Annotated in this window: 20 protein-coding genes and 1 pseudogene; 12 read left to right on the forward strand and 9 right to left on the reverse strand. The window is 64.7% G+C overall.

Going from position 1 to position 23,568, the window contains the following annotated elements; genetic code table 11:
- Positions 1 to 38: 38 nt before the first annotated feature.
- Complete coding sequence (locus tag CAP13_RS09010; protein ID WP_085831259.1) at positions 39 to 869, reverse strand: M48 family metallopeptidase; 831 nt, start codon at positions 867 to 869, stop codon at positions 39 to 41.
- A 339-nt stretch (positions 870 to 1,208) separates the two neighbouring features.
- Here CAP13_RS09010 and CAP13_RS09015 point away from each other — a divergent pair, with 339 nt between their 5' ends.
- The 5 genes from CAP13_RS09015 (at position 1,209) to CAP13_RS09035 (ending at position 6,297) form a co-directional block, all read left to right on the forward strand.
- Entirely contained in the window at positions 1,209 to 1,643 is a 435-nt protein-coding gene (locus CAP13_RS09015; protein WP_085831260.1) for an FKBP-type peptidyl-prolyl cis-trans isomerase, read from the forward strand.
- A 3-nt stretch (positions 1,644 to 1,646) separates the two neighbouring features.
- Positions 1,647 to 2,714: a D-alanine--D-alanine ligase family protein gene (locus CAP13_RS09020; RefSeq protein WP_085831261.1), complete on the forward strand. Its 1,068-nt coding sequence runs from the start codon at positions 1,647 to 1,649 to the stop codon at positions 2,712 to 2,714.
- A 29-nt stretch (positions 2,715 to 2,743) separates the two neighbouring features.
- The gene (locus tag CAP13_RS09025) at positions 2,744 to 3,322 is read left to right on the forward strand and encodes an urease accessory protein UreE (protein ID WP_179185035.1); all 579 of its coding nucleotides are present in this window, start codon (positions 2,744 to 2,746) and stop codon (positions 3,320 to 3,322) included.
- A 272-nt stretch (positions 3,323 to 3,594) separates the two neighbouring features.
- Complete coding sequence (locus tag CAP13_RS10340) at positions 3,595 to 4,269, forward strand: ArsR/SmtB family transcription factor (RefSeq protein WP_179185036.1); 675 nt, start codon at positions 3,595 to 3,597, stop codon at positions 4,267 to 4,269.
- A gap of 90 nt (positions 4,270 to 4,359) precedes the next feature.
- Positions 4,360 to 6,297, forward strand: coding sequence for a heavy metal translocating P-type ATPase (locus CAP13_RS09035; protein WP_085831263.1), 1,938 nt, complete (start codon positions 4,360 to 4,362; stop codon positions 6,295 to 6,297).
- Between the two features lie 605 nt (positions 6,298 to 6,902).
- Here CAP13_RS09035 and CAP13_RS09040 read toward each other — a convergent pair.
- The 4 genes from CAP13_RS09040 to CAP13_RS09055 all read right to left on the reverse strand — a co-directional run bounded on the left by CAP13_RS09040 (position 6,903) and on the right by CAP13_RS09055 (position 11,229).
- Positions 6,903 to 7,586: a hypothetical protein gene (locus CAP13_RS09040; protein WP_143764949.1), complete on the reverse strand. Its 684-nt coding sequence runs from the start codon at positions 7,584 to 7,586 to the stop codon at positions 6,903 to 6,905.
- Between the two features lie 1,041 nt (positions 7,587 to 8,627).
- Positions 8,628 to 9,599 (reverse strand): 3'-5' exonuclease, encoded by a 972-nt coding sequence (locus CAP13_RS09045; RefSeq protein WP_085831265.1) that lies wholly within the window; start codon positions 9,597 to 9,599, stop codon positions 8,628 to 8,630.
- A gap of 281 nt (positions 9,600 to 9,880) precedes the next feature.
- Entirely contained in the window at positions 9,881 to 10,465 is a 585-nt protein-coding gene (locus CAP13_RS09050) for a sugar O-acetyltransferase (RefSeq protein ID WP_085831266.1), read from the reverse strand.
- Between the two features lie 53 nt (positions 10,466 to 10,518).
- The gene (locus CAP13_RS09055) at positions 10,519 to 11,229 is read right to left on the reverse strand and encodes a DNA alkylation repair protein (RefSeq protein ID WP_085831267.1); all 711 of its coding nucleotides are present in this window, start codon (positions 11,227 to 11,229) and stop codon (positions 10,519 to 10,521) included.
- A gap of 219 nt (positions 11,230 to 11,448) precedes the next feature.
- Here CAP13_RS09055 and CAP13_RS09060 point away from each other — a divergent pair, with 219 nt between their 5' ends.
- The 3 genes from CAP13_RS09060 to CAP13_RS09070 all read left to right on the forward strand — a co-directional run bounded on the left by CAP13_RS09060 (position 11,449) and on the right by CAP13_RS09070 (position 14,551).
- Positions 11,449 to 12,039, forward strand: a complete 591-nt coding sequence (locus tag CAP13_RS09060) for a histidine phosphatase family protein (RefSeq protein WP_085831268.1) — start codon at positions 11,449 to 11,451, stop codon at positions 12,037 to 12,039.
- A gap of 138 nt (positions 12,040 to 12,177) precedes the next feature.
- The gene (gene serC, locus CAP13_RS09065; protein ID WP_085831269.1) at positions 12,178 to 13,278 is read left to right on the forward strand and encodes a 3-phosphoserine/phosphohydroxythreonine transaminase; all 1,101 of its coding nucleotides are present in this window, start codon (positions 12,178 to 12,180) and stop codon (positions 13,276 to 13,278) included.
- 109 nt (positions 13,279 to 13,387) lie between these two features.
- Positions 13,388 to 14,551 (forward strand): phosphoglycerate dehydrogenase, encoded by a 1,164-nt coding sequence (locus CAP13_RS09070; RefSeq protein WP_085831270.1) that lies wholly within the window; start codon positions 13,388 to 13,390, stop codon positions 14,549 to 14,551.
- Positions 14,552 to 15,276: 725 nt separating this feature from the next.
- Here the strand turns inward: CAP13_RS09070 and proC are convergent.
- Entirely contained in the window at positions 15,277 to 16,080 is an 804-nt protein-coding gene (gene proC / locus CAP13_RS09075; protein WP_085831271.1) for a pyrroline-5-carboxylate reductase, read from the reverse strand.
- Positions 16,081 to 16,239: 159 nt separating this feature from the next.
- Here proC and CAP13_RS09080 point away from each other — a divergent pair, with 159 nt between their 5' ends.
- The 3 genes and pseudogenes from CAP13_RS09080 (at position 16,240) to CAP13_RS09095 (ending at position 20,939) form a co-directional block, all read left to right on the forward strand.
- Positions 16,240 to 17,121: a metallophosphoesterase gene (locus tag CAP13_RS09080; protein WP_085831272.1), complete on the forward strand. Its 882-nt coding sequence runs from the start codon at positions 16,240 to 16,242 to the stop codon at positions 17,119 to 17,121.
- Between the two features lie 2,058 nt (positions 17,122 to 19,179).
- Complete coding sequence (locus tag CAP13_RS09090; protein ID WP_245798983.1) at positions 19,180 to 20,088, forward strand: DegV family protein; 909 nt, start codon at positions 19,180 to 19,182, stop codon at positions 20,086 to 20,088.
- 84 nt (positions 20,089 to 20,172) lie between these two features.
- Positions 20,173 to 20,939, forward strand: a pseudogene (locus CAP13_RS09095) (Cof-type HAD-IIB family hydrolase).
- Between the two features lie 86 nt (positions 20,940 to 21,025).
- Here the strand turns inward: CAP13_RS09095 and CAP13_RS10345 are convergent.
- The 3 genes from CAP13_RS10345 to CAP13_RS09115 form a co-directional block, all read right to left on the reverse strand.
- Complete coding sequence (locus CAP13_RS10345) at positions 21,026 to 21,424, reverse strand: Fur family transcriptional regulator (protein WP_245798984.1); 399 nt, start codon at positions 21,422 to 21,424, stop codon at positions 21,026 to 21,028.
- Between the two features lie 214 nt (positions 21,425 to 21,638).
- Positions 21,639 to 22,058: a flavodoxin gene (locus tag CAP13_RS09110; protein WP_085831277.1), complete on the reverse strand. Its 420-nt coding sequence runs from the start codon at positions 22,056 to 22,058 to the stop codon at positions 21,639 to 21,641.
- Positions 22,059 to 22,109: 51 nt separating this feature from the next.
- The gene (locus tag CAP13_RS09115) at positions 22,110 to 22,805 is read right to left on the reverse strand and encodes a DUF3793 family protein (protein ID WP_085831278.1); all 696 of its coding nucleotides are present in this window, start codon (positions 22,803 to 22,805) and stop codon (positions 22,110 to 22,112) included.
- Between the two features lie 314 nt (positions 22,806 to 23,119).
- Here CAP13_RS09115 and CAP13_RS09120 point away from each other — a divergent pair, with 314 nt between their 5' ends.
- A complete protein-coding gene (locus tag CAP13_RS09120; RefSeq protein WP_085831279.1) occupies positions 23,120 to 23,506 on the forward strand; it encodes a heavy-metal-associated domain-containing protein in 387 nt (128 codons plus the stop codon).
- Positions 23,507 to 23,568: the final 62 nt, after the last annotated feature.

The raw sequence follows: 23,568 nt of genomic DNA on the forward strand, positions 1-23,568 counted from the left end.
GCCATCCGCATCTGAGCCTTTTGGGCACCGGGGCGGCCTCAGGTCCGCTCCGGCGCCCGATCCTGTGCGATCTCCATCGCAGGGCGCTTGAGAAGGCCCGTGATCTCGCGATTTTGTGGGCAATATGCGTCCAACAGCGCGTGGAACCGTGCGTTGTGGCTGGGTTCCCGCAGGTGGACGAGCTCGTGTGCGACCACCATCTCCAAACAGGCCGGCGGGTAGGCGGCGAGCTCGAGCGCGATGCGTATCGAGCCGGTCTTCGGCGTGCACGAGCCCCATCGCGTCCGCATGCTGCGCACGCTCCAGCGCGAGGCATGCGCGCCCACCGCGGGCTCCAGACGGCTGACGAGGCCCGGCAAGGCCTGCGCGACCTCGCGACGGAACAGGCCCGTCACCGCGGATTTGAGCTCGTCCTCGGTCATGACGGAGAGTTCGGCCCGCGCGGGGGTTGACGCCGGTGGGACGCCCGTGTGACGGGCGCCGGCCGAGAACCCCTCGGCAGCCGCGCCGAATGCACGTTGCCGGGGAGCCTGCACCTGCATGCGCGGGCTGGCGAGCGCATCTGCGAGCGGGATGGCCACGCCCCACAGGGGTAGGCGTCCGTCGCGGTCGATGACGCCACCGTGGACCGGCTGCGCGCCGGCTGCATGCCTCGCCTGCGCCTGCCTCACGTGCTCGAGGATCCAGGCGCTTCGGCGGTCAAGGAAATCCTGGGCCCGTGCGAGACTTGTGCGCGGCGGGATGCTCAGACTGACGGCGCCCGTGCGACTGACCCGTAGATTCAGGTTCTTGACGCGCTTGCGGGTCACGGCGACCTCGATCACCGTGCCGTCGGCGCCGGTGGCGAGGAGGGTGAATGTCTGCGGCATCGGGATCCTCTCAGAGGGCGGGCGGTGTGCTCCACATTCTACGTCCCCGAGTCACCGCCGGCATAGCGTGCTGGAATCTGCTGGAAGCTGGCGGGCCGTGCACGTCTGCGCCCCCCCCGCGCTCTCATCGTCAGGGCAAATCCGCCTTGCAGCCCCACGTTGCCGAAGCCTCACCGCGCGCTGATCCTCTGCGGAATGGGGCGGCGCCCTCTGTCAACTTGTCTAGACATTCCGCTACGACTGTCCCTTTCATGCATTCACCTGCGAGCCGTCTGCGGTCGCCTGCCATGCTCTATAGTTGTCCCTGCACGAGACGCCCCGCATGAAAGCGAGACCACCATGTCAAACGACGGCAAGAAGGTGTGCGCCCACTACCGCGGCACGCTGGATGACGGTACCCAGTTCGACAGCTCCTACGACCGAGGTGAGCCCATCGCGTTCACCTGCGGCGCCCATCAGATGATCGCCGGCTTCGATGCCGCGGTCCGCGATATGGAGGTGGGGGAGAAGAAGACCGTCCACATCCCCGCCGCCGAAGCCTACGGCGAGCGTCGGGACGACCTCGTCCTCACCTACCCGGCCGAGCAGGTTCCCAACATCGAGGACATCCACGCCGGTGACAAGCTCTACCTTTCCGGCCCCGGCGGTCAGCCCGTGCCCGTGACCGTCGTCAGCGTCGATCCCGCCACGGGTGTCACTCTGGATGCGAACCACGAGCTCGCCGGCCAGGACCTCAACTTCGACATCGAGCTCGTGAGCATCGAGGAGGGCTGATCCATGCTGAACGTCGCGATCATCTTCGGCGGTATATCGTCCGAGCATGACATCTCGCTGAAGTCTGCCGGCAATGTCATCGCCAGCCTTCCCGCCGACCGCTTCACGCCCATCATGATCGGCATCGATCGCGACGGCGCCTGGTTTCACTACACCGGCGATCCCGCCGATATCGTGACCGGTGCCTGGGAGACCCACGATGTGAGCCCCGTCGTGCTCATCCCGGGTCGCGGTGAGGAGGCCCAGGGCGGGCTCATGGAGCTCGTCGACGAGACCTTCCACGAGCTCGATATCGATGTGGCCTTCCCGGTCCTGCACGGACAGGGCGGCGAGGATGGCACCGTTCAGGGCACGCTCGAGACCTGCGGTATTCCCTACGTGGGCTGCGGCGTCCTCGCGTCGGCCGCCTGCATGGACAAGGACGTCGCCCACCGTCTCGCCGCGGCCGCCGGAGTCCGCTCTCCCCGGTGCACCACCCTCCATCGCGGGGCCGACCTCGAGGAGGCCCGTGCCGCCGTGGCGCTTTGCGGTGGTTTTCCTGTCTTCGTCAAGCCCGCTCGTGGCGGCTCGTCCATCGGCGTGTCCAAGGCGGCTGATGAGGACGAGCTCGCGTCGGCGCTCAAGCTTGCCTTCGACCTGGACCCCAAGCTCGCGGTCGAGGAGGCCATCGAGGGCGTCGAAGTCGGTTGCGCCGTCATCGGCGAGGCCGGTCGCGGCATCGAGATGGGCGAGGTCGATGAGATCGTCGTCACCGGCGGCGGGTTCTTCCGCATTCACCTCGAGCAGGATCCGAGCGCCAACACCGAGCTGCGCTGCCCCTCGACCCTGCCGGCAGTCACGCTCGACCGCGTGCGCGCGGCGGGCATGGCTGTCTACGAGGCGCTGAACTGCTCTGGGTTCGCGCGGGTCGACCTGTTCGTGACAGGGGAGGGCGAGGTCGTCTTCAACGAGGTCAACTCCACGCCGGGCCTCACCACCTACTCGCGGTTCCCGCAGATGATGCGCGCCGCCGGTCGCGAGTTCCCCGACGTGCTCACCGAGCTCATCCTGGATGCGCTCAAAGCGGTCTGATCCCGCTCCGGATCATGCGAGGTGGGTTCGTGCGCGCGACTGAGCTGCTGGGCAATATCAACGATCCCGCCGTGGTGATCGCCCTTGAGCGGCGCCTCGGCGGCCCCTTCGACGTCGATCCCGTTGACCTCTCCTGGCATGAGGCTCACCTGCGCACGCAGCGGAAGCGCAGTCGCGGTGGACGGGAGCTTGAGATCGACCTCGGCCCGCGCGGGGACGACACCCCGCTTGCGGACGGCGATGTCATCGCTGTCGAGTCGGTATCCGCTGCCGGAGGCCGCCCGGTGGCGATCGCGGTCCGCCTCAAATCGGTCGATGCGCTCATCATCGACATTGATCCCGCTGAACCGGCCGCGCTCGCCCGGGTCGCCTGGGAGGTCGGCAACATGCACGTCCCCCTGTTTCGCGGGAGGGGGCCCCTGCAGCTTGTCGCCCCGGTCTCACCGCCGCTCCAGCGCCTGCTCGAGCCACTTTCCGGTGTGTCCTTGCGCGGCGCGGAGGTCGCCCTTGATCCCGGGGACCGCCTGTCGGGGAACGGTATCTCGCTCGTGGCGCGGCTTGCGCCCGATCTCAAGATCACGGTCCGGCGGCGCGAACCTGCCTGTTGAGGGATCATAGCGGGGGCCGTCGCGTATCCGACGCCCGTTTTCGAGCCGCCCGGTATCCTTTCCAGAGCACGTCGGCTGGGGCTGGGGAGTCCTCATCACGGTTCTTGTAGCGTGCTCTTTCCCGCCGTTCGTAGATGTCTGCCAGCCGCCTGTTCGCTCGGTGCCACCGTTCACGGATTCCAGAGATTTCTCCTTGACATATGAATGACCACTCATATAATGAGGTTGTCTTGAAATATGAGCGATTGTTCATATGTGAAGGAGGTTCGAGCATGGTGGCCAATCACCGCGACAAGTCCGCAGCAGACGGCTCCATCGCCACCGACGACCTCGCCCTGTACTTCTCATCCCTCGATGATCTGCCGGCCGATGAGATCCTCTACGACCTTGCGGACCTGTTCCGCATGTTCTCAGACACCACACGCGTCAAGATCCTCTACGCTCTGATGGAGCGCGAGCGTCCGGTGGGGGAGATCGCCGAGGCCACAGGGTCCTCTCAAAGCGCGGTGTCGCATCAGCTGCGGACCCTGCGCCAGGCGCGTCTCGTCCGGTTCCGCCGGGAGGGGAGAAGCGTCCTCTACACGCTCGCGGACGGTCATGTCACCACCATCCTCAACCAGGGCATGAGTCATGTTTTGGAGTTCATCGCGAACCGGGGCCAAAGCTCCGATCCCACGGCGCGGAGCCACGATGACGCCGCACCGCAGTCCAACGGAAAGGAAGCCACCATGCGCAAGTCCTTCAAGCTCGATGAGATCGATTGCGCGGTCTGCGCGCAGAAGATGCAGGATGACCTGGCCAGCCTTGAAGGGGTGCGTTCGGTTAAGGTGAACTTCCTCACGCAGAAGCTCACGCTCGAGGCCGCCGAGAACGAGTTTGACGCCGTGCTCGACCGTGTGGTCGACCGCATCGAGGATCTCGAGCCCGATTGCGCCGTTCTGGTCTAGTGCACAGGGTCGTCGTCGCCGGCGGCCTTTTGTCCGTCTTATATATATCTAAGTGCTCATATATTCATATTTGAGCGATAGGAGGGGATCATGGCAGAGGGAAGGAAGCACCGCCGGAAACGGGAGACGCTGCAGCATAAGCTCAAGCGCATTCTTTCCGCCCTGGCCTTGTTCGCGGTCATCTTGATCATGGATGAGCTCGGCGTCCTGGCGTCGGCGTTTGGCGAGCGGGGAGGCTTGTACGCGAGTTTCGCGCTCTACCTCGTGCCCTATCTGATCGCCGGACACGACGTTCTGGCTGGTGCCGTGCGCAACATACGCCGTGGACAGGTCTTCGACGAGAACTTCCTCATGGGCGTGGCGACCATCGGCGCGTTCGCGATGATCCTTTTCCCCGATGCCGACCCCCATATGGCTGAGGGCGCCGCCGTCATGCTCTTCTACCAGGTGGGTGAACTCTTCCAAGCCTATGCGGTGGGGAAGAGCCGCAAGTCCATCGCAGCCATGATGGATATCGCGCCGGACTACGCTAATGTTGAGCGCGACGGGAAGCTCGTGCAGGTTGAGCCCGATGAGGTTGCCGTCGGCGACGTGATCGTCATCAAGCCCGGCGAGCGCGTGCCGATCGACGGCGTGATCGACGAGGGGGAGTCCCAGCTGGATACCGCAGCCCTTACCGGCGAGTCGGTGCCCCGGGTCGTCGGACCGGGCAACCAGGTCATATCCGGCTGCATCAACATGACTGGCCTACTTCGCGTGCGGACGACCAAGGCCTTCGGCCAGTCGACGGTCAGCCGCATCCTCGAGCTCGTGGAGAACGCAAGCGAGAAGAAAGCGCGCTCCGAGAGCTTCATCACCCGGTTCGCCCGCGTGTACACACCGGCGGTCTGCGCGGCGGCCCTCGCCCTCGCGGTCCTGCCCCCGCTGCTCGGGTTCGGGGCCTGGAGCGACTGGGTTCTGCGCGGCCTCACCTTCCTGGTGGTGAGCTGCCCCTGCGCGCTCGTGATCAGCGTTCCGCTGTCGTTCTTCGGCGGTATCGGCGGTGCCTCGCGCCTCGGTATCCTCGTGAAAGGCTCCAACTATCTCGAGACCCTGGCTGCCGTCGACACCGTGGTCTTCGACAAGACGGGCACGCTCACCGATGGCACGTTCAACGTGGTGGCGATCCACCCCGAGGAGGGGATCGACCCCGATTACGTGCTTAGCTTCGCAGCCCATGCCGAAGCGTACTCAGACCACCCGATCGCGCTGTCGGTGCGCGCGGCCTATTCGGGCACAATCGATGAGTCGCGTCTCGCCGAGGTGCGCGAGGAGTCCGGCCACGGCGTGTCCGCGCACGTGGATGAGCATGTGGTCCTCGTGGGAAACGACAAGCTGATGCGCGACCATGGCGGAAACTACCACGAGTGCGAGCTCACCGGCACAGTCCTCCATGTCTGCGTCGACGGGCGCTATGTCGGCCATATCGTCATCGCCGACGTGGTGAAGAAGGATGCCGCAGCCGCGATCGCGGGACTGCATCATGCGGGCGTCGCGCGCACGGTCATGCTCACGGGCGACCGCGCCGAGGTGGCCTCCGCGGTGGCGGACGAGCTCGGCATCGACGAGGTGCACGCGCAGTTGCTCCCCGAGGACAAGGTCAACCGTGTTGAGGAGCTGATCGCCGCCGAATCGGAGCGCGGGAAGCTCGCCTTCGTGGGTGACGGCATCAACGACGCGCCGGTGCTCACCCGCGCCGACGTGGGCATCGCGATGGGCGGCATGGGTTCCGACGCCGCGATCGAGGCGGCCGATATCGTGCTCATGGACGACCGGCCCTCGAACATCGCGAAGGCCATCGCGGTGGCGCGCCGCACCATGGCGATCGTCTGGCAGAACATCGTGTTCGCCCTCGGGGTGAAGCTGCTGATCCTCGTGCTCGCGGCCCTCGGCGTCGCCAACATGTGGCTCGCCGTCTTTGGCGACGTGGGCGTGGCCGTGATCGCGATCCTGAACGCGATGCGTGCGATGAGCGTGCGCAAGCTGTGATGGAGGCCATTGACCCTCACCGGTCCTGAAGAACGTTTGTCCAGCTGGCTTGAAGCTGGCCTTGTGAAGGTCGCCTCGTCGCTCGTATGCGATGGGGCGACTTTTTGCATTTCTTTGAGCTATGCATAGCTCATCGGAGCCACGTGAAGTAGATATAGAGAAAGAGCAGGTAGATTATGGTGCAATATTGCGTGTTATGAATAGGTTGGTTCATAGCACGTGCTATCTGGGCGAAAATCTATGCATAGCTCAAGATTTTGCAATGCCGGCATGGGGTTTGGACTGATCGCCTTGCGATGCGTCGTCAGGGAACCGATCCGCGTGTACGTGCGGCGAGGGACAGAGTCGATCCGTGCTAACGTGCGACGAGCCGATCGACGCGTCACAATGTCGTCCGGAGGGTCGATCTGCACTCACGTTGCGCAGGGATTCTAAGTCGATTTCCCCTCCAGAGCGCCCTGCACTCACGGATAGCGTCGCAGGACAAATTGCCTAAGCCGCTCCTGCAGCTGATCGAAATGCGGGGGAAACCGCGTTGCGGCGAGATGGGCTTCACGTCGTACCGCAGCTGAGAACCGCCGGAATGAGGCGGAGTCGAAGAAAGCTCATCGTCTGACAGCGAGCACCTTGATGCCCATGACCCGCATCGCGTTCACGCGTTCGTCGTCGATCGTTGCTTGGCACTCATCATCATGCTTAAAACCGTGGTACTCGAAGTCGATGCTGGGATTCGGCAGGTAGGCATCGCAATAGAAGTGATGGCGACGCGTAAGGTGCTGCGCCCGGGGCGGCACATCAATCCGGTGGTCTGTCCGCAAGGTTCGCAAGCCGAGACCTCCTTCGCTTCGCGGAAGCACGAGCATCATGACGAGCGCGGTCTCGAGGGGAGAGCGCATGTTCTCCCGTGTGTACTGGAGCGCCCGGCGCGCCTTCCTCGAACCGCGGCAACAGGACGACATCGAATCGAAGTATGCTTGGAGTTCGACGATTGATGTGAGGGGAGGTCGCTCCCGGTAGGAATCGTCAGGATCGAGCGGAAGCTCATAGCTCCCGCAGATCTCCGAATAGTATTCAACGAGTTCGACAAAGCTGAGGTCTTGGGCAGCCTGCAGGGCGGTGAGCCGAATGTCGGCCACATGAATTCCCGGGCCGATCGCGAGCAGCGAGCCGGTCTCGACGATGCCCGTGTGCACGTGAGACGTTACGCCCGCGAGGTCCCGGCGGGTTTTCGCGCTTGGAACAAGAAGGTCGATGGAGTCCAGTGCGCCGGGAGGCACGCCGAGTTCCATGAGTTTGATGCGCGCGTGTTGTAGGGAGCTTGCGTCGGGGGCGGAACACTGTAGCGGTTGCGGACAGGACGGTGCCGCAGCCGGGGTGGTTGGCCGATAGGGCGCTCGATGGTAGGCGCGTGCGGTTGCATGTGAGAAGACGATAGCCATGGATCTATGATCGTTCATCTCATTGATATAGAAAAGTATTATATTCTATTTATTTTATATATAAAGGGTGATTATATATGAATTAGTTAGAAAAAGAGAAGAGAAATAGCAGAAAAAGGGGAGATCGCGAATCGGCTCGCTTCAATCACGTCTCTCGACGGTGCTGCGAGCGATGATTCCATGTGCGCGTGTGAGGGCCGCTAAAGCGGACGATAGGCGGCTAAATCGATAGTAGTCGAGTGGGGTCAGGACGATCCCGCGTGCACGTGAGGGCGGGCCCGTGCGGTCGAGGGTGAGTCCCTTGCGCGCTGCGAACGATCTAACACGTGTGTGGGTACCGCTCTGCTTACATTCCATGCAGGCAACTCGTGCCGATGTCATCTGTCTGCATGAGACGATGCAGCTTACGTACCTGAATTGTACGGTGGTGTCTGGGATGCCGTGGTTGCGGGGCTGTAAGCTGGAACCAAGGTGACGCTGCGCAGCTCGCGCGGGGTGCCACGACACTGCCCAGGAGCCGGGTAGTTGTCGATGCTGTGGCGCGAAGGGACTCCTCCGTTTTGCAATAATGCGAGCTATGAATAGATTTTCTTAAAGAAAGCGTGCGCTGCGAACCCAGCTATTCACAACGCGCAATTTTGCACCATCATCTACCTGGCATAATAGTGCTACTACTTCAAATGGCCCGTCGGGGCTATGCATAGCTCAAAGAAATGCAATTTTCGGTGCCAGAGCGCGAGCCGATATGCGGGAAAGGAGCACGGACAAAAGAGGGCGGCAAGCCAACGTAGGCGTCTGGCGCTCAGATGAGATGTGCGACACCATAGTCCGGAAGCCGTGAGGACCGCCCTGACCGGGAGTCGGGCGGTCCTCGGCGCAGTGCATAGCGGTCTATTTCGCGAACATCGACTTGCGGTTCATCTCGGCCTGCACGGTGCGCAGCATGAGGTCGGTGTCGTCCAGGCCGAGGTGGCGCTCGACCTCGCCCTCAACGAGGGTTCCGCGGCGGCGCGCCCAGTTCTCGAGGGCCGCCGGGGCCGACTCGCGCGGCAGGGCGTTGACCTCGCCGTCGAGCTTGCGGCAGATATCGCGGGAGTCGATGACCACGATCTTCCCGGCGCGGCGCGCCTCGGCGTAGCCAGCGAGGTGCAGGGTGAACCAGGAGTCCTCGAAGGCGGCGTTGTGCGCCATGATCGGGTGCTTCTTCATGAGCTTCAGCAGGCGCTCCTGCAGGGCGGCGTCCTCACGGAAGGGGGTCTTCCCCTCAACCATGTCCCAGTTGATATGGTGGATGTGCTCCAGGGGCACGCCGGTCTGCTTGTACGGGTCCTCGGGAAGACCGCAGAACACAGCCTCGCCGTCCTGCGGCGCGGAGTCGCTTGCGAGCTCCATGGTCTCCCAGCCCACGTTGATGATGTAACCGCGCTCCGGCGCGGTGCCGGTGGTCTCGATGTCGATGCCGAGGACCGTGCCCTTGATGGGCTTGCGCACGTAGGCAACGGCGTAGCCGTCGCGGTCGCCGCGGACCTCGCGCGCGACGCTCGCGGCGGTGCGGCCCTGCATGGCGGCGATACCGGCGCAGCGGTCGGCATCCGAGAGGCTGCGGCTGAGGGCGGAGCTGGTGACGTTGCGCAGGCGAGCCTCGCCGATGGCGTCGCAGAGGCCGCGGTTGCGGTCGGCGAGCTCGCGCACGACCTCGAAGTCAAAGCCCGGGTTCTCGGCGGTGCGCCACTCATCGAGGAGAGCCTTCAGGGCCTCCTCACCCTTCACGCGTTCGGCCTCGATGGACTCGTAGCCGCCCGCGAAGATGAACTCCGGGATGTAGAAGGCATTTGCATACTCAAGCGCCTGGTTGACGTTCATATGGCTCCTTTCACAGGTTGTCGCCGCGGCTTGTCAGGTGCATGGGATGTGATCAGCCGGCAGCGGCTCTAGCGGGCACCGCCTCCACCGAGTGTCGGCGCCTAACAGCGGTCATCGGTACCATAACCCAGGCGGTATCCCCCCGGACTGCCGTCGGTGCGAGGAGATGAACCTTTCACATCCCTCTGGAGATACATGTGCATCGCGTGTGCCTGCAGTTTGCACGCGAGCGCAGGTGCTGATGATTCACCACGGAGCCATGGCCGGGCACGCACCGAGGTCTACCGCTCAGAGGCATCGAGACGATCAAGCTCTGAGATGGGACGGATCACTCGGCAGGGATTCCCCACGGCGATCACTGACGCGGGGATGTCCCGCGTCACCACGCTGCCTGCACCGATCACGGCTCCGTCGCCGATTGTGATCCCGGGGAGAATGGTCACCGACGCGCCGATCCACACATTGTCGCCAAGGGAGATCGGCGACGCCTTTTCAAGGCCGAGGTTTCGATCCTCGGCGACGAGGGGATGGGCCGCCGTGTACATACCGCATGAGGGGCCGATGAAGCAGTTTCGTCCGATGGAGATCGGCGCGCCGTCCATCAGATAGGCGCCATGGTTGATGAAGGTACCCGCGCCGATCGTACAGTTGTAACCGTAATCGGCGTAGAAGGGAGCGAGCACGATAGCATCGGCTTCCATCTGGGGGATGAGCGTACGAAGAGCTTCGTCGTGCGCGGGGTCATCAGAGCTCGTATGGTTGAAGGTGAAGCACAGGCTTTCAGCCTCAGAGCGCTTGGCAAGCAGCTCCACATCATTGTTTGCGTCGTACCAGAGACCGCGCTCCATCCGTTCTAGCTCTGTCATAGCAGCCCATCTCCTCATATGCAAAACCGTGCGTGTCGGATCACGGCGTTCGGTCACGCCTTCGAGCGCGCCGTGCGAACCTTCAACGACTGCAGATACGCCTTCTGATCTGCCGTGGGCACCCGTGACTCGCGTGCTTTTTGCAGGGATTTGTTGTGCGTCCAAGCGTCGAGCTTGAGGGGGCGCGCTTCAAAGAAGGGCAGCACCTCGTCGAAGTGCCGCACGATCGCCATGCTGTAATACCAGGCACGAGCCATGTTGATGTAGTACTCGGGCCGATGGATGTCGGCGACGAGGTCGAGGTGGGCAAGGTCGAAGGCGTCCTTCAGGAAGTGGCCCATGAGCGTGCAGACGCCGAAGCGGACGACGTACTCGGGCTTTTCCGGTTCGATCCAGCGCCTGACCTGTGAGAGGGTGGCGGGCAGGTCCCGATCGAAGGCCGGGACGCGGATGATGTCGCAGGTCGCCCAGTTATCCACGTGGGGAAGGAAGGCATCGAGCATAGGGAACGCCTGTTCAGGCGTGCGGGCGATGAGGCCGATGAGCTCGGCGTGCAGCCCCATCTCCTCAAAGGCGGCATGAGGGAGTTCGACGAGGAAGTCGCTGAGCCTCGGGTCTTTGGCGAAGCGCCGGGCAAAGGCGCGGAGGTCGGGGGTGCGGACGCCCAAGATGCGCTCAGGATCGACCGTGGGGATGATCTTCGCCTGAAAGCTGCGATATCCGGGATCGGCCAGATCGGTGAGCTCATCGATGACGCTTTGCATACGGTCTCCCTCCTGCAGGTGGTGACCCAAGTGTACGATGCTCGCGGGCGGGGGCTTGCGGCGGGTATGCGAATTCGCAAGATGCGTAACGCATTCGGTGATGCGGACTTCATTCACCAGTGATTTCCCATTCCATATCTGCGCGTTGCCCGGCAAAGCCGCCTCCCGCTTTCGCCATGCTAGAATGCCGCCGAAACACACATCGGCAGGGGAGGCTTCATGGCATGCACGCTCTACTTCGTCCGCCACGGTCGCACGCTCTTCAATGAGCGCCGCATCATCCAGGGCTGGGTCGACTCCCCGCTCACGCCCGAGGGCGAGGAGCAGGCGAGTCGCGTGGGGCGGTATGTGCGTCATGCGGGCATCCGGTTCGACCACGCGTACGCCTCCACGCTCGCCCGCACGCATCAGACGATCGAACGCATCTGCGACCTGCCCTTTGAGCGCGTGCCCGATCTGCGCGAATGGTCATTCGGCGAGTACGAGGCCGAGCGGGTGGACCTGATGCCGCCGCGTCCCTGGGGCGATTTCTTCAAGCAGTTTGGCGGCGAGGGCGAGGAGGAGTTCAGCCGCCGGGTGAACGACGCTCTCGTTCGGATCATGCGCCGCCCCGGCCATGAGCATGTCCTTGCGGTGAGCCATGGGTCGGCGAGCCTCGCGTTCATGGAGCGCTGGCGCGATGCGGGGGACACCCGCTACACCGATGTTCCAGGCAACTGCTCGCTGGTTCGCTACGCCTTCGACGGCGAGGGCTTCTCGCTGGAGGAGATCCTCGAGCAGGAGGACATGCGGAGCGTCCTGGGGGAGTGAGCAAAGCCCTGGTGTTCGGCTCAGCCCGATAGTCCACGGACCCCCACGTTTCCACCGGATGAACCACGCGCTTGACGCAGATGCCCCGCCCGTGCGGTGCTAGGCTTCTGAGCTGTTCAAACACGTGAGGGAGACAGCATGGCACGCGTGCATAACTTCTCGGCCGGCCCGGCCGCGCTTCCGCTCGAGGTGCTCGAGGAGGCCCAGGCGGAGTTTCTTGACTACGCCGGCACCGGCATGTCCGTGTTGGAGATGAGCCACCGCTCTGCGGTCTACCAGGCCATCATCGATGACGCTGAGGCAACGCTCCGCCGCATTCTCCGGGTTCCCGACACCTATCGGATCCTGTTCTTCCAGGGGGGCGCCACGCTCCAGTTCGCGGGCGTGCCCCTGAACCTCATGCGCACCGGTCGCGCCGGCTACGTCGTCTCCGGTAATTTCGCGAAGAAGGCCTGGCAGGAGGCTCAGCGCTATGGAGACGCCCATCTCCTCGCCACAAGCGCCGAGACCAACTTCGACCGCATCCCCGACCTCTCGTCGATCGCGGCCGCCGCGCGGGATCTCGACTACGTGCACATCTGCCAGAACAATACGATCTTTGGCACCACCGTCTGGGATCTTCCCGAGACGGGGGACACCCCGCTGGTGGCCGATGTGTCGAGCTGTTTCCTCTCCTTCCCGCTTGACATCGAGCGCTACGGCCTCGTCTACGCAGGCGCGCAGAAGAACGCCGGCCCCGCGGGCGTGACCGTCGTCATCGTCCGCGACGACCTCATCGGCGAGGCGCCCGCCCGCGCCGACATCTGCCCCACCTACCTGAGCTACCGCGCGCAGGCAAACGCCGGCTCGATGTACAACACGCCCAACAGCTTCGGTATCTACCTGTCCGGGAAGGTCTTCCACTGGGTGGAGCGGACCGGCGGTCTCGCTGAGATGGAGCGGCGCAACCGTGAAAAGGCCGAGCTGCTCTACGGGTTCCTCGACGGCTCGAAGCTCTTCCACGGAACCGCCGATCGCGCGAGTCGCTCGATCTCGAACGTGACCTTCCGCACCGATTCCCCCGAACTCGATGCAGCGGTCATCGCCGGCGCGGCCGAGCATGGCATCGTCGGCATCAAGGGACACCGGCTGGTGGGCGGCATGCGCGCGAGCGTCTACAACGCGGTCAGCCTCGAGAGCGTGCGCGTGCTCGTCGATTATCTGGGCAGGTTCGAGCGGGAGCATCAGGAGTCTATGTAGGCCCGTTGCCCGTGCGGTTCGCCGTTTCTGGCGGCCGCGTCCCATCTGGGGCAATAGGGGCATCGGGCCGAAAGGATCCCCATCATGACACCGCTCGAAAGGAATAACCATGCGCCATATTAAGACCATCGACGACATCACCAAAGACGGCGAGGTCGCGTTCGGAGACGGCTACGATTTCGTCGACACCGCCGAGGACGCAGACGCCATCCTCATGCGGTCGACCGACCTGCACGGCTATGAGCTGCCGGAGTCCATCCGCGCCATCGCCCGCTGCGGGGCCGGCGTGAACAACATTCCCATCGAGGAGTACGCCCGTCGGGGCGTGGTCGTCTTCAACTCGCCGGGTGCGAACTCGAACGCGGTGAAGGAGCTCGTCATCGCGATGATGATCCTCTCGAGCCGCGGCGTCGTGCAGTCGATGGAATGGGTGCGCGCCCATGCCGACGACCCGAATATCCTCGTGTCGGCCGAGCGCGCGAAGAAGGCCTTCGTCGGGCGTGAGATCCGCGGCAAGCGCGTGGGCGTGGTGGGTCTCGGAAATGTGGGCTCCAAGGTGGCGAACGCGGCCGTTGAGCTTGGCATGGACGTCTACGGCTACGACCCCTTCATCTCGATCGAGCATGCCTGGGCGCTCTCCCAGCAGGTACAGCGCGTGGGCACGCTCGAGGACCTCTGCCGCGACTGCGATTACCTCACGCTCCATGTGCCCTCCAAAGCCGACACCGTGGGCATGATCTCAACCGAGCAGCTCAATCTCCTGGCGCCCGGCGCCGTCCTGATCAACTACGCCCGCGAGACCATCGTCGACGAGGACGCGGTCGCGGCGGCGCTCGACGCGGGCAAGCTCTCCTGGTTCGCGTGCGATTTCGCCACGCCGAAGACCGTCGCGATGCCCCGGACCTTCATCACCACGCATTCCGGCGCGGGCACGGCCGAGGCCGAGGCGAACTGCGCCGACATGGCCATCTCCGAGCTCAAGGACTACCTCGAGAACGGCAACATTGCCCATTCGGTGAACTATCCGGCCTGCTCGATGGGCAAGGCCCGCGCGGCGAGCCGCATCGCCTGCCTCCACGCGAACGTCCCGAACATGATCGGCCAGATCACGGCCGTGCTCGCGCGGGACAACGCGAACGTCCAGCGCATGATGAACGAGAGCGCCGGCGAGAACGCCTACACCATGTTCGATACCGACGAGCACCTGAGCGACGCGACGATCGCGGCCCTGAAGGAGATCCCCGCGATCTACCGCGTGCGCGTGATCAAATAGCCGCTGCTTTGTCAAGTGGCGCAAAACCGAGCCCCGGACTTCCCGAGCGTATCTTTGCGGACGCTCTGCTGGGGGTCCGGTTTGGCGCTTCGCGCAGGCGCGGGCAGGGCTGCGCTCATCGGCGCGCAGTGTTGCTTCAACGCTGTGCTTCGGTGAGCGGAGCGGGCCGCATGGGTCGGATTTGCATTTCTTTGAGATATGAACACCCCAGTGCCGACGTCTTGACTAGCCGAGAAGAACGACCAGGTAAAGCTTGGTGCAAAATCGCTCGTTCTGCATAGAGGCGTTCATATCGGCACCCATTTCGCCCTTAATCTATGCATATCTCAAAGAAATGCAAAACTCGACCCAGCCGCTGAATCGCCAAACCGAGCAAAAAGCGACAAGCAGGCCAGCCTGTACTATCAAAGACGGGCGAGCTGATCGGACTGTTGCGCCATGGTCGACGCTGCCTACCATCAAGTCCGGCCCGTCAACAAGGAATGGGCTCGGTCGTTCGATGATCGGGATATCGACCGCTTTCTCGGCCGTCCAGCATAGAAACCGGCCGCAACCCAAACACCCATGCAAAAGCCCGCGGCAAAGCCGCGGACCACACACGTTCATCTTTCCCACGTACGGTAGCGAGTGGATATCCAGATCCGGGAGGGCCCGCCCCCGGGGCGTTCGCGAAGCCACGCCCCGGGGGCGGGCCCTCCCGGATCGCCGGGATAGACCCTTGTTACCTACGACAGCTCGCGATTCCGCTGCGCGCAGATCCTCGCCGCCTCGATGACGGCCGAGCGAAGTCCCCGCTCCTCCAGGGTGGCGACCGCCTCTATCGTGGTGCCGGCAGGGGAGGAGACCCGGTCCTTCAGCACTGCCGGATGCGTCCCGGTCTCCAGGAGGCAGCGCGCGGTCCCGAGTACCGTCTGCTCAGCGAAGGCGTAGGCGTCGGCGCGCCCCATCCCCTCAGCGACACCGGCGTCGGCCAGGGCCTCGATGAAGAGGCAGACATAGGCGGGCCCGGAACCCGAGACGGCCACGACCGCGTCCATCTGACGCTCGGGCACGACCACCGCCTTGCCGAAGCCCTCGAAGAGCCTCTTCACGCGGTTGATCTCAGCCGGGTCCACCTGCGCGCCGGCGGAGAGCGCACTCATGCCCTCGCCCACCATCGCGGGCAGGTTGGGCATAGCGCGCACGATCTTGCGGTCGTCGCCGAGCACCGCATGGAGCCGTGCGAGGGTGACGCCGGCCGCGATTGAGACGACGATGGCGCCGTCAGCGAGCGCAGGCTCGATCTCGCGGGCGACAACCTCGATGAGGTGGGGCTTGACCGCAAGGATCACGATGTGGGCATCGTGGGCCGCCTCGACGTTGTCCGTGGTCGCGGTGCAGCCGAGCTCGCCGCTGAGGCGATCCGCGGTGACGGCGGAGGGGGAGGACACCGTGATCTCCTCAGGTGCGAGCAGACCCGCTTCGAGAATGCCCCTGATGATCGCCGACCCCATGTTGCCGCATCCGATGAGCGCGAGTTCCCGTGCCATATGGCCACCTTCCTGTCGTGCGGGTTTTCAATTATTGTACGCCCGGAATGCTGCCGTCCGTGTGCGTGCTGTGCCGTCTCCGCCCTCCTTCCCCATCTGGGGCGGAAGGGGTAAACTTTCAACTAGAACTTGAACTTGAAGGTTTTGAGAGAAGGTCCCATGGCCACCTACGTGACGTCCGATGCTCACGGGCACCTGCGCGCCCTCGATCGCGCCCTTGCCCTCGCTGGGCCGGGGGACGACGACACGGTTGTCGTCATGGGTGACATGATCGACCGCGGACCGGATCCGGTGGGAGTGCTGCGCCTCGTGCGCGGGCTTACCCGGGCCCGCGTGCTCATGGGCAATCACGAGCGTATGATGCTCGAGGCCCTGTTCACCGATGACCTCTCGATACGGGGCGGCTGGGATCTGAACGGCGGTTGGGTCACGGCGGCGCAGCTCGATGATCTCCCCGGCACGCAAGCAGCTGACCTGATCGATTGGGTCGCCGAGCTCCCGCTCTTCGATATCATCGAGGTGGACGACGCGTTTTCCGCCGCGCGCGCCAGTGTGGGGGAGGCGCCGCGCCGCATCTACCTGCTCGCGCATGCGGGAATCGATGCGCTCGCGGCCCGCGGGCACCTGGCGACGGCCGGCATCGACCTGACAGATCCGGGCGTGCCCGCGCGTCTCACCGTTACCGATCTCATGCCGATGATGGAGGCCCAGGAGGCCGAGGACCTGCTCTGGATTCGCGAGCGGTTCTGGGGGGTGCCGACAGGGCTGGTGGATGATCAGGGACGGGGGCCGATCGTGGTGGCCGGGCACACCCCCAGCATCCTGCTCGGCAGTTTCGCCGAACGCATGGCGGGGCCCGTGCTCGATGCGAATGGTCATGCGCGCATCGTCGAGGTGGGGGCATGGCAGGACACCGGCGGCATCGCCGACAAGATCGATATCGATGCGTCGGCGGCCGGGGGCTTTCCCCACGGCCAAGTTGCCGTCATGAGGCTTGAGGACCACCGCGTTTGGTACGCGCCGGTCAACGAAGGCGAGTGACTCGGCGGGCGCGTTCTTATGGTCGAGCCGCTCTTGCATTGCATTTTCTTGAGCTGTGCATAGATTTGTGCTGAAAAAGCACGAGCTATGAACGTCTCTATACAGAACGCAAAAAATGCACCAGTCCTGACCTGCATCTTTTATTCCGATACTCGTCGGCTGCCAAACCGGCTATTCACAGCTCGCAATAATGCAAAAACGCGTGGAATCCGAAATGAGGGGCTGGGGTTTCGGAGACCGGGGGCTTGCTGAATCTTTCCGGGCGCGCAGAGTCTTGTCGAGTAGCCCCGGGATGTCGGCCACCGGATTGCGGCAACCGGACTACGGACCTCGGATAGCAGCAACCGGATAGCGGCTTTGGAGTCGGGGCACCGCGACGACGGTGACACCGTGCGCGTCAGCGATGCCGTGCGCGCCGAGGCGAGAGCCTAGCATCGGCCGAAGGGGTTGCGCTCGCGGGTGATGGCGCGGCGGATGCGCGCGTACTCCACGACGAGGAGCGCGAAGAGCAGGGCCATCGTGGCGAGATAGCTCGCGACGGCCCCGGTGATCCCGAACAGGTTCACGAGGACGAGCGGGAGGACCACCGAGGCGCCGAAGGAGATGAGGTAGAGCTTCATCACATCCCCGGCCCGCCTGAGCACGGTGATGATCGCGTACAGGAAGTCGATCGCCGCCGTGACACCGCCCGCAGCGACCATGAGCAAGGCGAGCTCGCGGTACTGCTCGAAGTCGAGGCCGTACATGATGCCCATGAGCCCGACGCCGAAGGCCTGCATGGCAAACGCCACCACGGCCGTGATGAGCATGACCACGCCGAGCATCGCCACGACGATGAGGTCGAAGCGCCGGCGGCGGCGCGGGTTGCCCCAGATGCTCGCGAGGCGCAGGAGCTGCGGCTTGTAGATGAAGCCGGCGGCGAGGAGGATCCCCTGGGCGGGGAAGTACAGCGCGTTGAAGTAGAGCTGGTTCTCGTAGGCGAGCGAGCCCTCCATGACGAACTTCGGCATGGACTCGATGAGGTTGAAGAGCAGGAGCGCCGCGGCGAGCGGCAGGCATTGGGCGAGGAGGCGCCCGACCTCGGCCATGCTCACGCCGCGTGATTTCTCGGTCTCGAAATACGCCAGCGGCACCGTCACCACCACGAGGGAGGCGAGGGCGACGACCGCCATCGCGATGGAGGCGGCGGCCATGGTGCGGGTGATGGCCAGAAGGATCGTGAACGCGGCGACGGCGGCGAGCGAGCGTATCGTCTGGCTCACGCCTGCGAGATAGAGTTTGTCGGCCTGCTGGAGCCGACCCTCGTAGACATCGGCCACCCCGTCGATGATCTTGTAGAGGTAGACCCCCATGGAGATCGTCGCCATCTCGGGATCGTAGCCGCGCAGGCTGCAGTAGAGGATGCCGATGACCAGGGCGATGATGCCCGTGATCAGGCGATTCACCTGGTAGGAGGCGAACGACGCCCGCTCGTCGATATCGGAGACCTGGTGCGTGCGCACGCCGTAGCCGGCGGCGATCATGAGGAGGGTGCCCGTCACGAAGGCCATCGAGAACCTGCCCGCCTGCTCGGCACCGGCGAGCTGCGTGGCGATGATCGTGAGCAGCGGGAAGCTGAATCCCCAGGCGGCGGTGCCCACGGTGTTCCACAGGTAGTCGCGGCGGGTCTCATGCTCCGCGCACTCGGCTTCCTGCTCTGAGAGGGAGCCCCGGTAGATGGATTGCAGCAGGCGGGTCCACCAGGCGTTGACGAGGCGCGACACCGCCGAGGGGGCGGCGGTGCGCGGCCTTCGCGCNTCGACGGACGTTTGCCGGAAGGTTGGACGGAGTCCGCTGTTGGGGCTCGCACCGCAGGCGTCGTTCATGCGCTGCAAGGACCTGAACGCCATGCTGTGCCCGCCGCCGGACCCGCGCCGCGGTAAAGCGCTCCGTGCCACGGGTCCGCGCAGACCGAGTGATCCCCAGATAACGAGATAAGCGGGTGTCGCACCGTCTGACCAGCCTAGTTTACAAACGTTATCTATGGTGATGCAGTGATAGGGGACGAACAAGGCTAGCATGTCCAACATTGACCGCGCGCACTATGACCTCGATGGAGGAGCCATGACCGTTCACATCATCACCGATTCCGCCAGCGATATCGCGCAGGGGGCAGATCCACGCCTCACGGTGCTGCCGCTCACGATCGCCTTCGGCGGCGACGTCTACCGAGACGGCGTCGACATCACCACGGAGCGCTTCTACGAACTCCTGATCGAGAGCGACCACCTGCCGACAACCGGCCAGGTGAACCCGTTTCAGTACACGGAGGCCATCGAGGCGGCGCGCACGGCGGGAGCGGATGAGATCGTCATCATCGCCCTGTCGTCGAAGCTCTCCGGAATCTGTCAGAGCGCGCAGACCGCCGCATTTGAAGCCGGCGGCGAGGCGGCCGGCGTCTACGTGGTGGACACCCTGTCGGCGACGGTGGGCGAGCGCATCCTCGTGGAGCGGGCGCTCGAGCTTGTGGATGAGGGACTCGATGGGGCGGCTATCGCGGAGGCCGTCACAGCGGCCCGCGACCTCGTCTGCGTGGTGGGCCTCCTCGACACCTTGGAGTACCTCAGGCGCGGCGGCCGCGTGCCGGCGGCCGCGGCGGCCATCGGCGAGCTGCTGGCGATCAAGCCGGTGATCGGCATCGATGACGGGCTGGTGGTCCTGCGCGGCAAGGCGCGCGGTTCCAAGAACGGCCGGAACCTGCTCAACCGCGCGATCGAGGAGGCCGGCGGCGTCGATTTCGACCTGCCCCTCCATCTGGGCTACACCGGACTCAGCGACCGGGTCCTGCAGAAGTACATCGACGACTCCCGGGCGCTCTGGGAGCGCGCGCTCGATCGCGCCGAGCTGCCGGTGAGCAGGGTTGGGGCGACCATCGGCACTCATGTGGGCCCCGGTGCGATCGCGCTCGCGTTCTTCCGGAGGGGGTAGGCCCCGTCGCGCCGCGATGTGCAGACCGCCTTATTTGGTTAGAATGGCCCTCGCGCCCATTCGGCAGCATGAGAGGGGACAACCATGATCAAGGCCGCGTTCTTCGATATCGACGGCACGCTCACGAGCTTCAAGACGCACCGCGTGCCCGAGAGCGCCGAGCGCGCCCTTGCGGCCCTGCGAGCGTCCGGCGTCGCCACCGTCGTCTCCACGGGACGCGCCCGCTACCAGATGATCCCCGAGCTGCTGGAGGGTTTTGACGCCTACATCACCTTCAACGGCCAGCTCTGCTTCGATGGCGCTGGAAGCTTCCGCGACTGCTCGCTCGATGCCGCAGACGTGCGCGCGATCGCGGCGCAGTCCCGTGAGCGCGGATACGACCTGCTCGTGCTCCAGCGCGACGGCTCGTTCGCAAGCGGCCGGGGGGATCGCCTGCGGGCGAATGAGCAGGAGGTGGGGCTCCGTTACGTGGTCGACGACCTCGCACGCGCGCTCGAGGCGCCGGTGTACCAGATCTGCGCGTTCCTGCCCCGCGAGGAGGAGGGCCAGATCCTTAAGGTCACGGAGCACGTTGCGCTGACCCGCTGGACCGATCTCTTCTGCGATGTGGTGCCGAGCACGGGCGGCAAGGGCGTGGGGTGGCGGCCGTGCTCGAGCGTCTGGGCGTGGGCCCGGACGAGGCGGTGGCCTTTGGTGACGGGGAGAACGACTTGCCGATGTTCAGGGCGGTGGGCCATGCGGTCGCCATGGGCAACGCCTGGGATACCGTGAAAGCGGAGGCAGAGCTCGTGACCACCTCCGTTGACGAGGACGGCATCTGGAATGCCTGCCGTGAGCTGGGGCTTGTCTGAGTTTTGGAGTGTGGGCCCGCCTGGAGGGCCCGCCTGCGGAAACGCATAATCTTTGCGGGCGGCAGGCTCTGCCGCGCTGAGACGGGCTAGGTGGTCTGCTGCTTGCGCTGGCAGGCAGGGCAGATGCCGTAGAAGACCGTGCTGTGCGATTCGACGTCGTAGCCCGTCTCCGCAGCTGCGCGGGCGTCGACCGCGTCGTCGTAGGCGAGGGGGGCGTCCTGCACCGAGCCGCAGATGAGGCAGGTCACGTGCGCGTGGTCCTCGATCCTCCGATCGAAGCGGTTGCCTCCCGGCACATGGACCGAGCGGATCGCACCGGCCTCCTCGAGCAGGTTGAGGTTGCGGTACACCGTGCCGCGGCTGATCTTCTCGTCGTGGGCGCGTACATCGTGGTAGATCTCCTCAGCCGTGGGGTGGTCGCTCCGTGCGATCACGGCATCGAGCACCAGTTGGCGCTGGTGCGTGTTGCGTCGTTGCACCGCCACGGCGTTCCCTTCCTTATCAGTACGGCGTATCGATAGATACGATAGCACAGCGGGAATTTGGGTTCGGTTGCCCCACGCCCCGCATGGCCGACGTCCATCTGAGCAACGCGGTTCCGACACATTGCCGCCATGAGTGGGGCGGGCGAGCCTTCGTGGCCCGCCCGCCCCTGGTACATCCGCCGCTCGTTCCACGGCGCAGCCGAATCGGCTTTGATCACACGAGCTTCGCGCCGAGCGCCTTGGCCTGGGTCTCGCCCTCGGCATCAGGGGCGTCGTAGACGATGAGGGTGTCGACGACGTTCACGCCGGCATCCGCCGCGTCGGCCTTCCAGGTGTCCATCCACTCACCTTCGGCCCACTCATAGCTGCCGAAGAGGGCGACTTTCTTCTCACCGAACGAGCCCTTGGTGTCGTCCCAGAACGGCTGGAACTCGTCGTACTCGAGCTCCTCGGAGCCCATGGCGGGGCATCCGAGGGCGAAGGCATCGTAGCTCGCGAGCGACGCCTTGTCGAAATCAGAGACCTGGACGACGTCCGCCTCGCCGCCGGCCTCGGAGACCCCGTCGGCGACGAACCCAGCAAGGGCCTCGGTGTTGCCCGTGCCGCTCCAGTAGATGACCGCAACCTTGCTCATAGCTGATCCTTTCCGTTGCGCCGCGTTCTTCGCGCGGCTGGTTTCTGGGTCCTATGCGCACGCGACGGCGAGCTCGGTGAGGCTCGCGCCGCGACGATAGCGTTGTCGGCACCGTGCCGTGTTCGCACGGATGCGCTCGAAGAGGGCGAGTGCGCGGTTCCGATCCTGGTACACCTTCCAAGGTCCGGAGACTAGGCAGTTTTTGCCGGCGTGGTTGATGAAGCCCGCTACGTCGGCGACGGGGTAGCCGAGGAGGTAACCGACCTCATGGGGGAAGGCGGTTCGCTGCGGATGCTGCGGGGAGGGAACGGCTGTCGCCGCATGCCGGGCGCTCACGGCGCAGGGGCCGCGCGCTGCCATTCGCTCGGCGAGGGAATCCAAGCATCCATCGAGGTCGCCTGAGGGATATCCGGCCGTTTCGAACGCATGGTGCACCTCGGGTATCGAGAAGATGCGCTCGAGCGCGTCCGGCCGGTAGAGGAAGAGCAGGGCCCCGCAGCCGCGCCAGACGAGCACGCTCAGACGGATGCCGGAGTGTTCGAGACAGGTGGCGCAGACGCGTGCCGCATCATGGAGGGCGGCGCGGTTCTCGCGCACCTCGGTGGCGCTTACTGCCGTGCAGGGAGTCGATGCGGCGAACCGCCCGGGGAAGGTGAAGAGGTTCGCGGGCATGGCCCCGGTCAGCGTGGGTGCGCCGTTGCGAACGATCGATGCCTCGAGTGAGAGCGCGTCGATGGGTGTGATCACGGTGCGTCCTCCAGCCTTCGTCCCTTTGTTAGGTCTAGGTAACTTATACACCGGATCGGCGCCGGATCGCACGAGAAGTAAGCATCTTCTAACTTCTAGGGAAGATGGATGGGATTGAGGGCTATAGTGTGTTCGCGAAAGGCGCGGCTTCACGGATTCAACCGCCCATGCGGGCGCCGTGGTGCGGGACCGAGTCGAGTGGCCGCGGTTCGTTGCAAACCGTAGCGCCGGACCTGGCGGCGCCAGGTCGATGCGGCTGCGCCGTTTGGGATGCGCCGACCGAACCGGTTGGCGCCATGTTGAAGGGAGCTCTCATGGGTGAGATCCTCACGCCGGGCAATATCGTAGTCGCCATCATCGTCATCGCCGGCCTCGCCATCGGCGGGCGTCGTGTCTGGGGCGGCCTCTCGGGCACGCAGAGCTGCTGCGGTGAGCACGAGGGGGCCGCGAAGGTCAAGCACGTGGAGGTGGCGGACACCGATGAGTCACACTATCCGTATCGGACTGACCTTTTGATTGGCGGCATGACCTGCGAGAACTGTGAACGCCATGTCACAGACGCCCTGAACGGGATCGATGGCACCTGGGCGCGGGTGAGTCTTGGCGACAACATGGCCCGCATCCTCTCAAAGCACCCCATCGACGAGGCCGCCTACGAGCGGGCCGTCAAGGATGCCGGCTACTACGTGCAGAAGCTCTAAGCGCCGCCTGCACGCGGCGCCGGCGGGCCTCGCAAGGGGTTCCTTCCGGCTGGAATCGACCT

The sequence above is a fragment of the Collinsella vaginalis genome (genome assembly GCF_900176655.1).
In the GTDB taxonomy this organism is placed as follows: domain Bacteria; phylum Actinomycetota; class Coriobacteriia; order Coriobacteriales; family Coriobacteriaceae; genus Collinsella; species Collinsella vaginalis.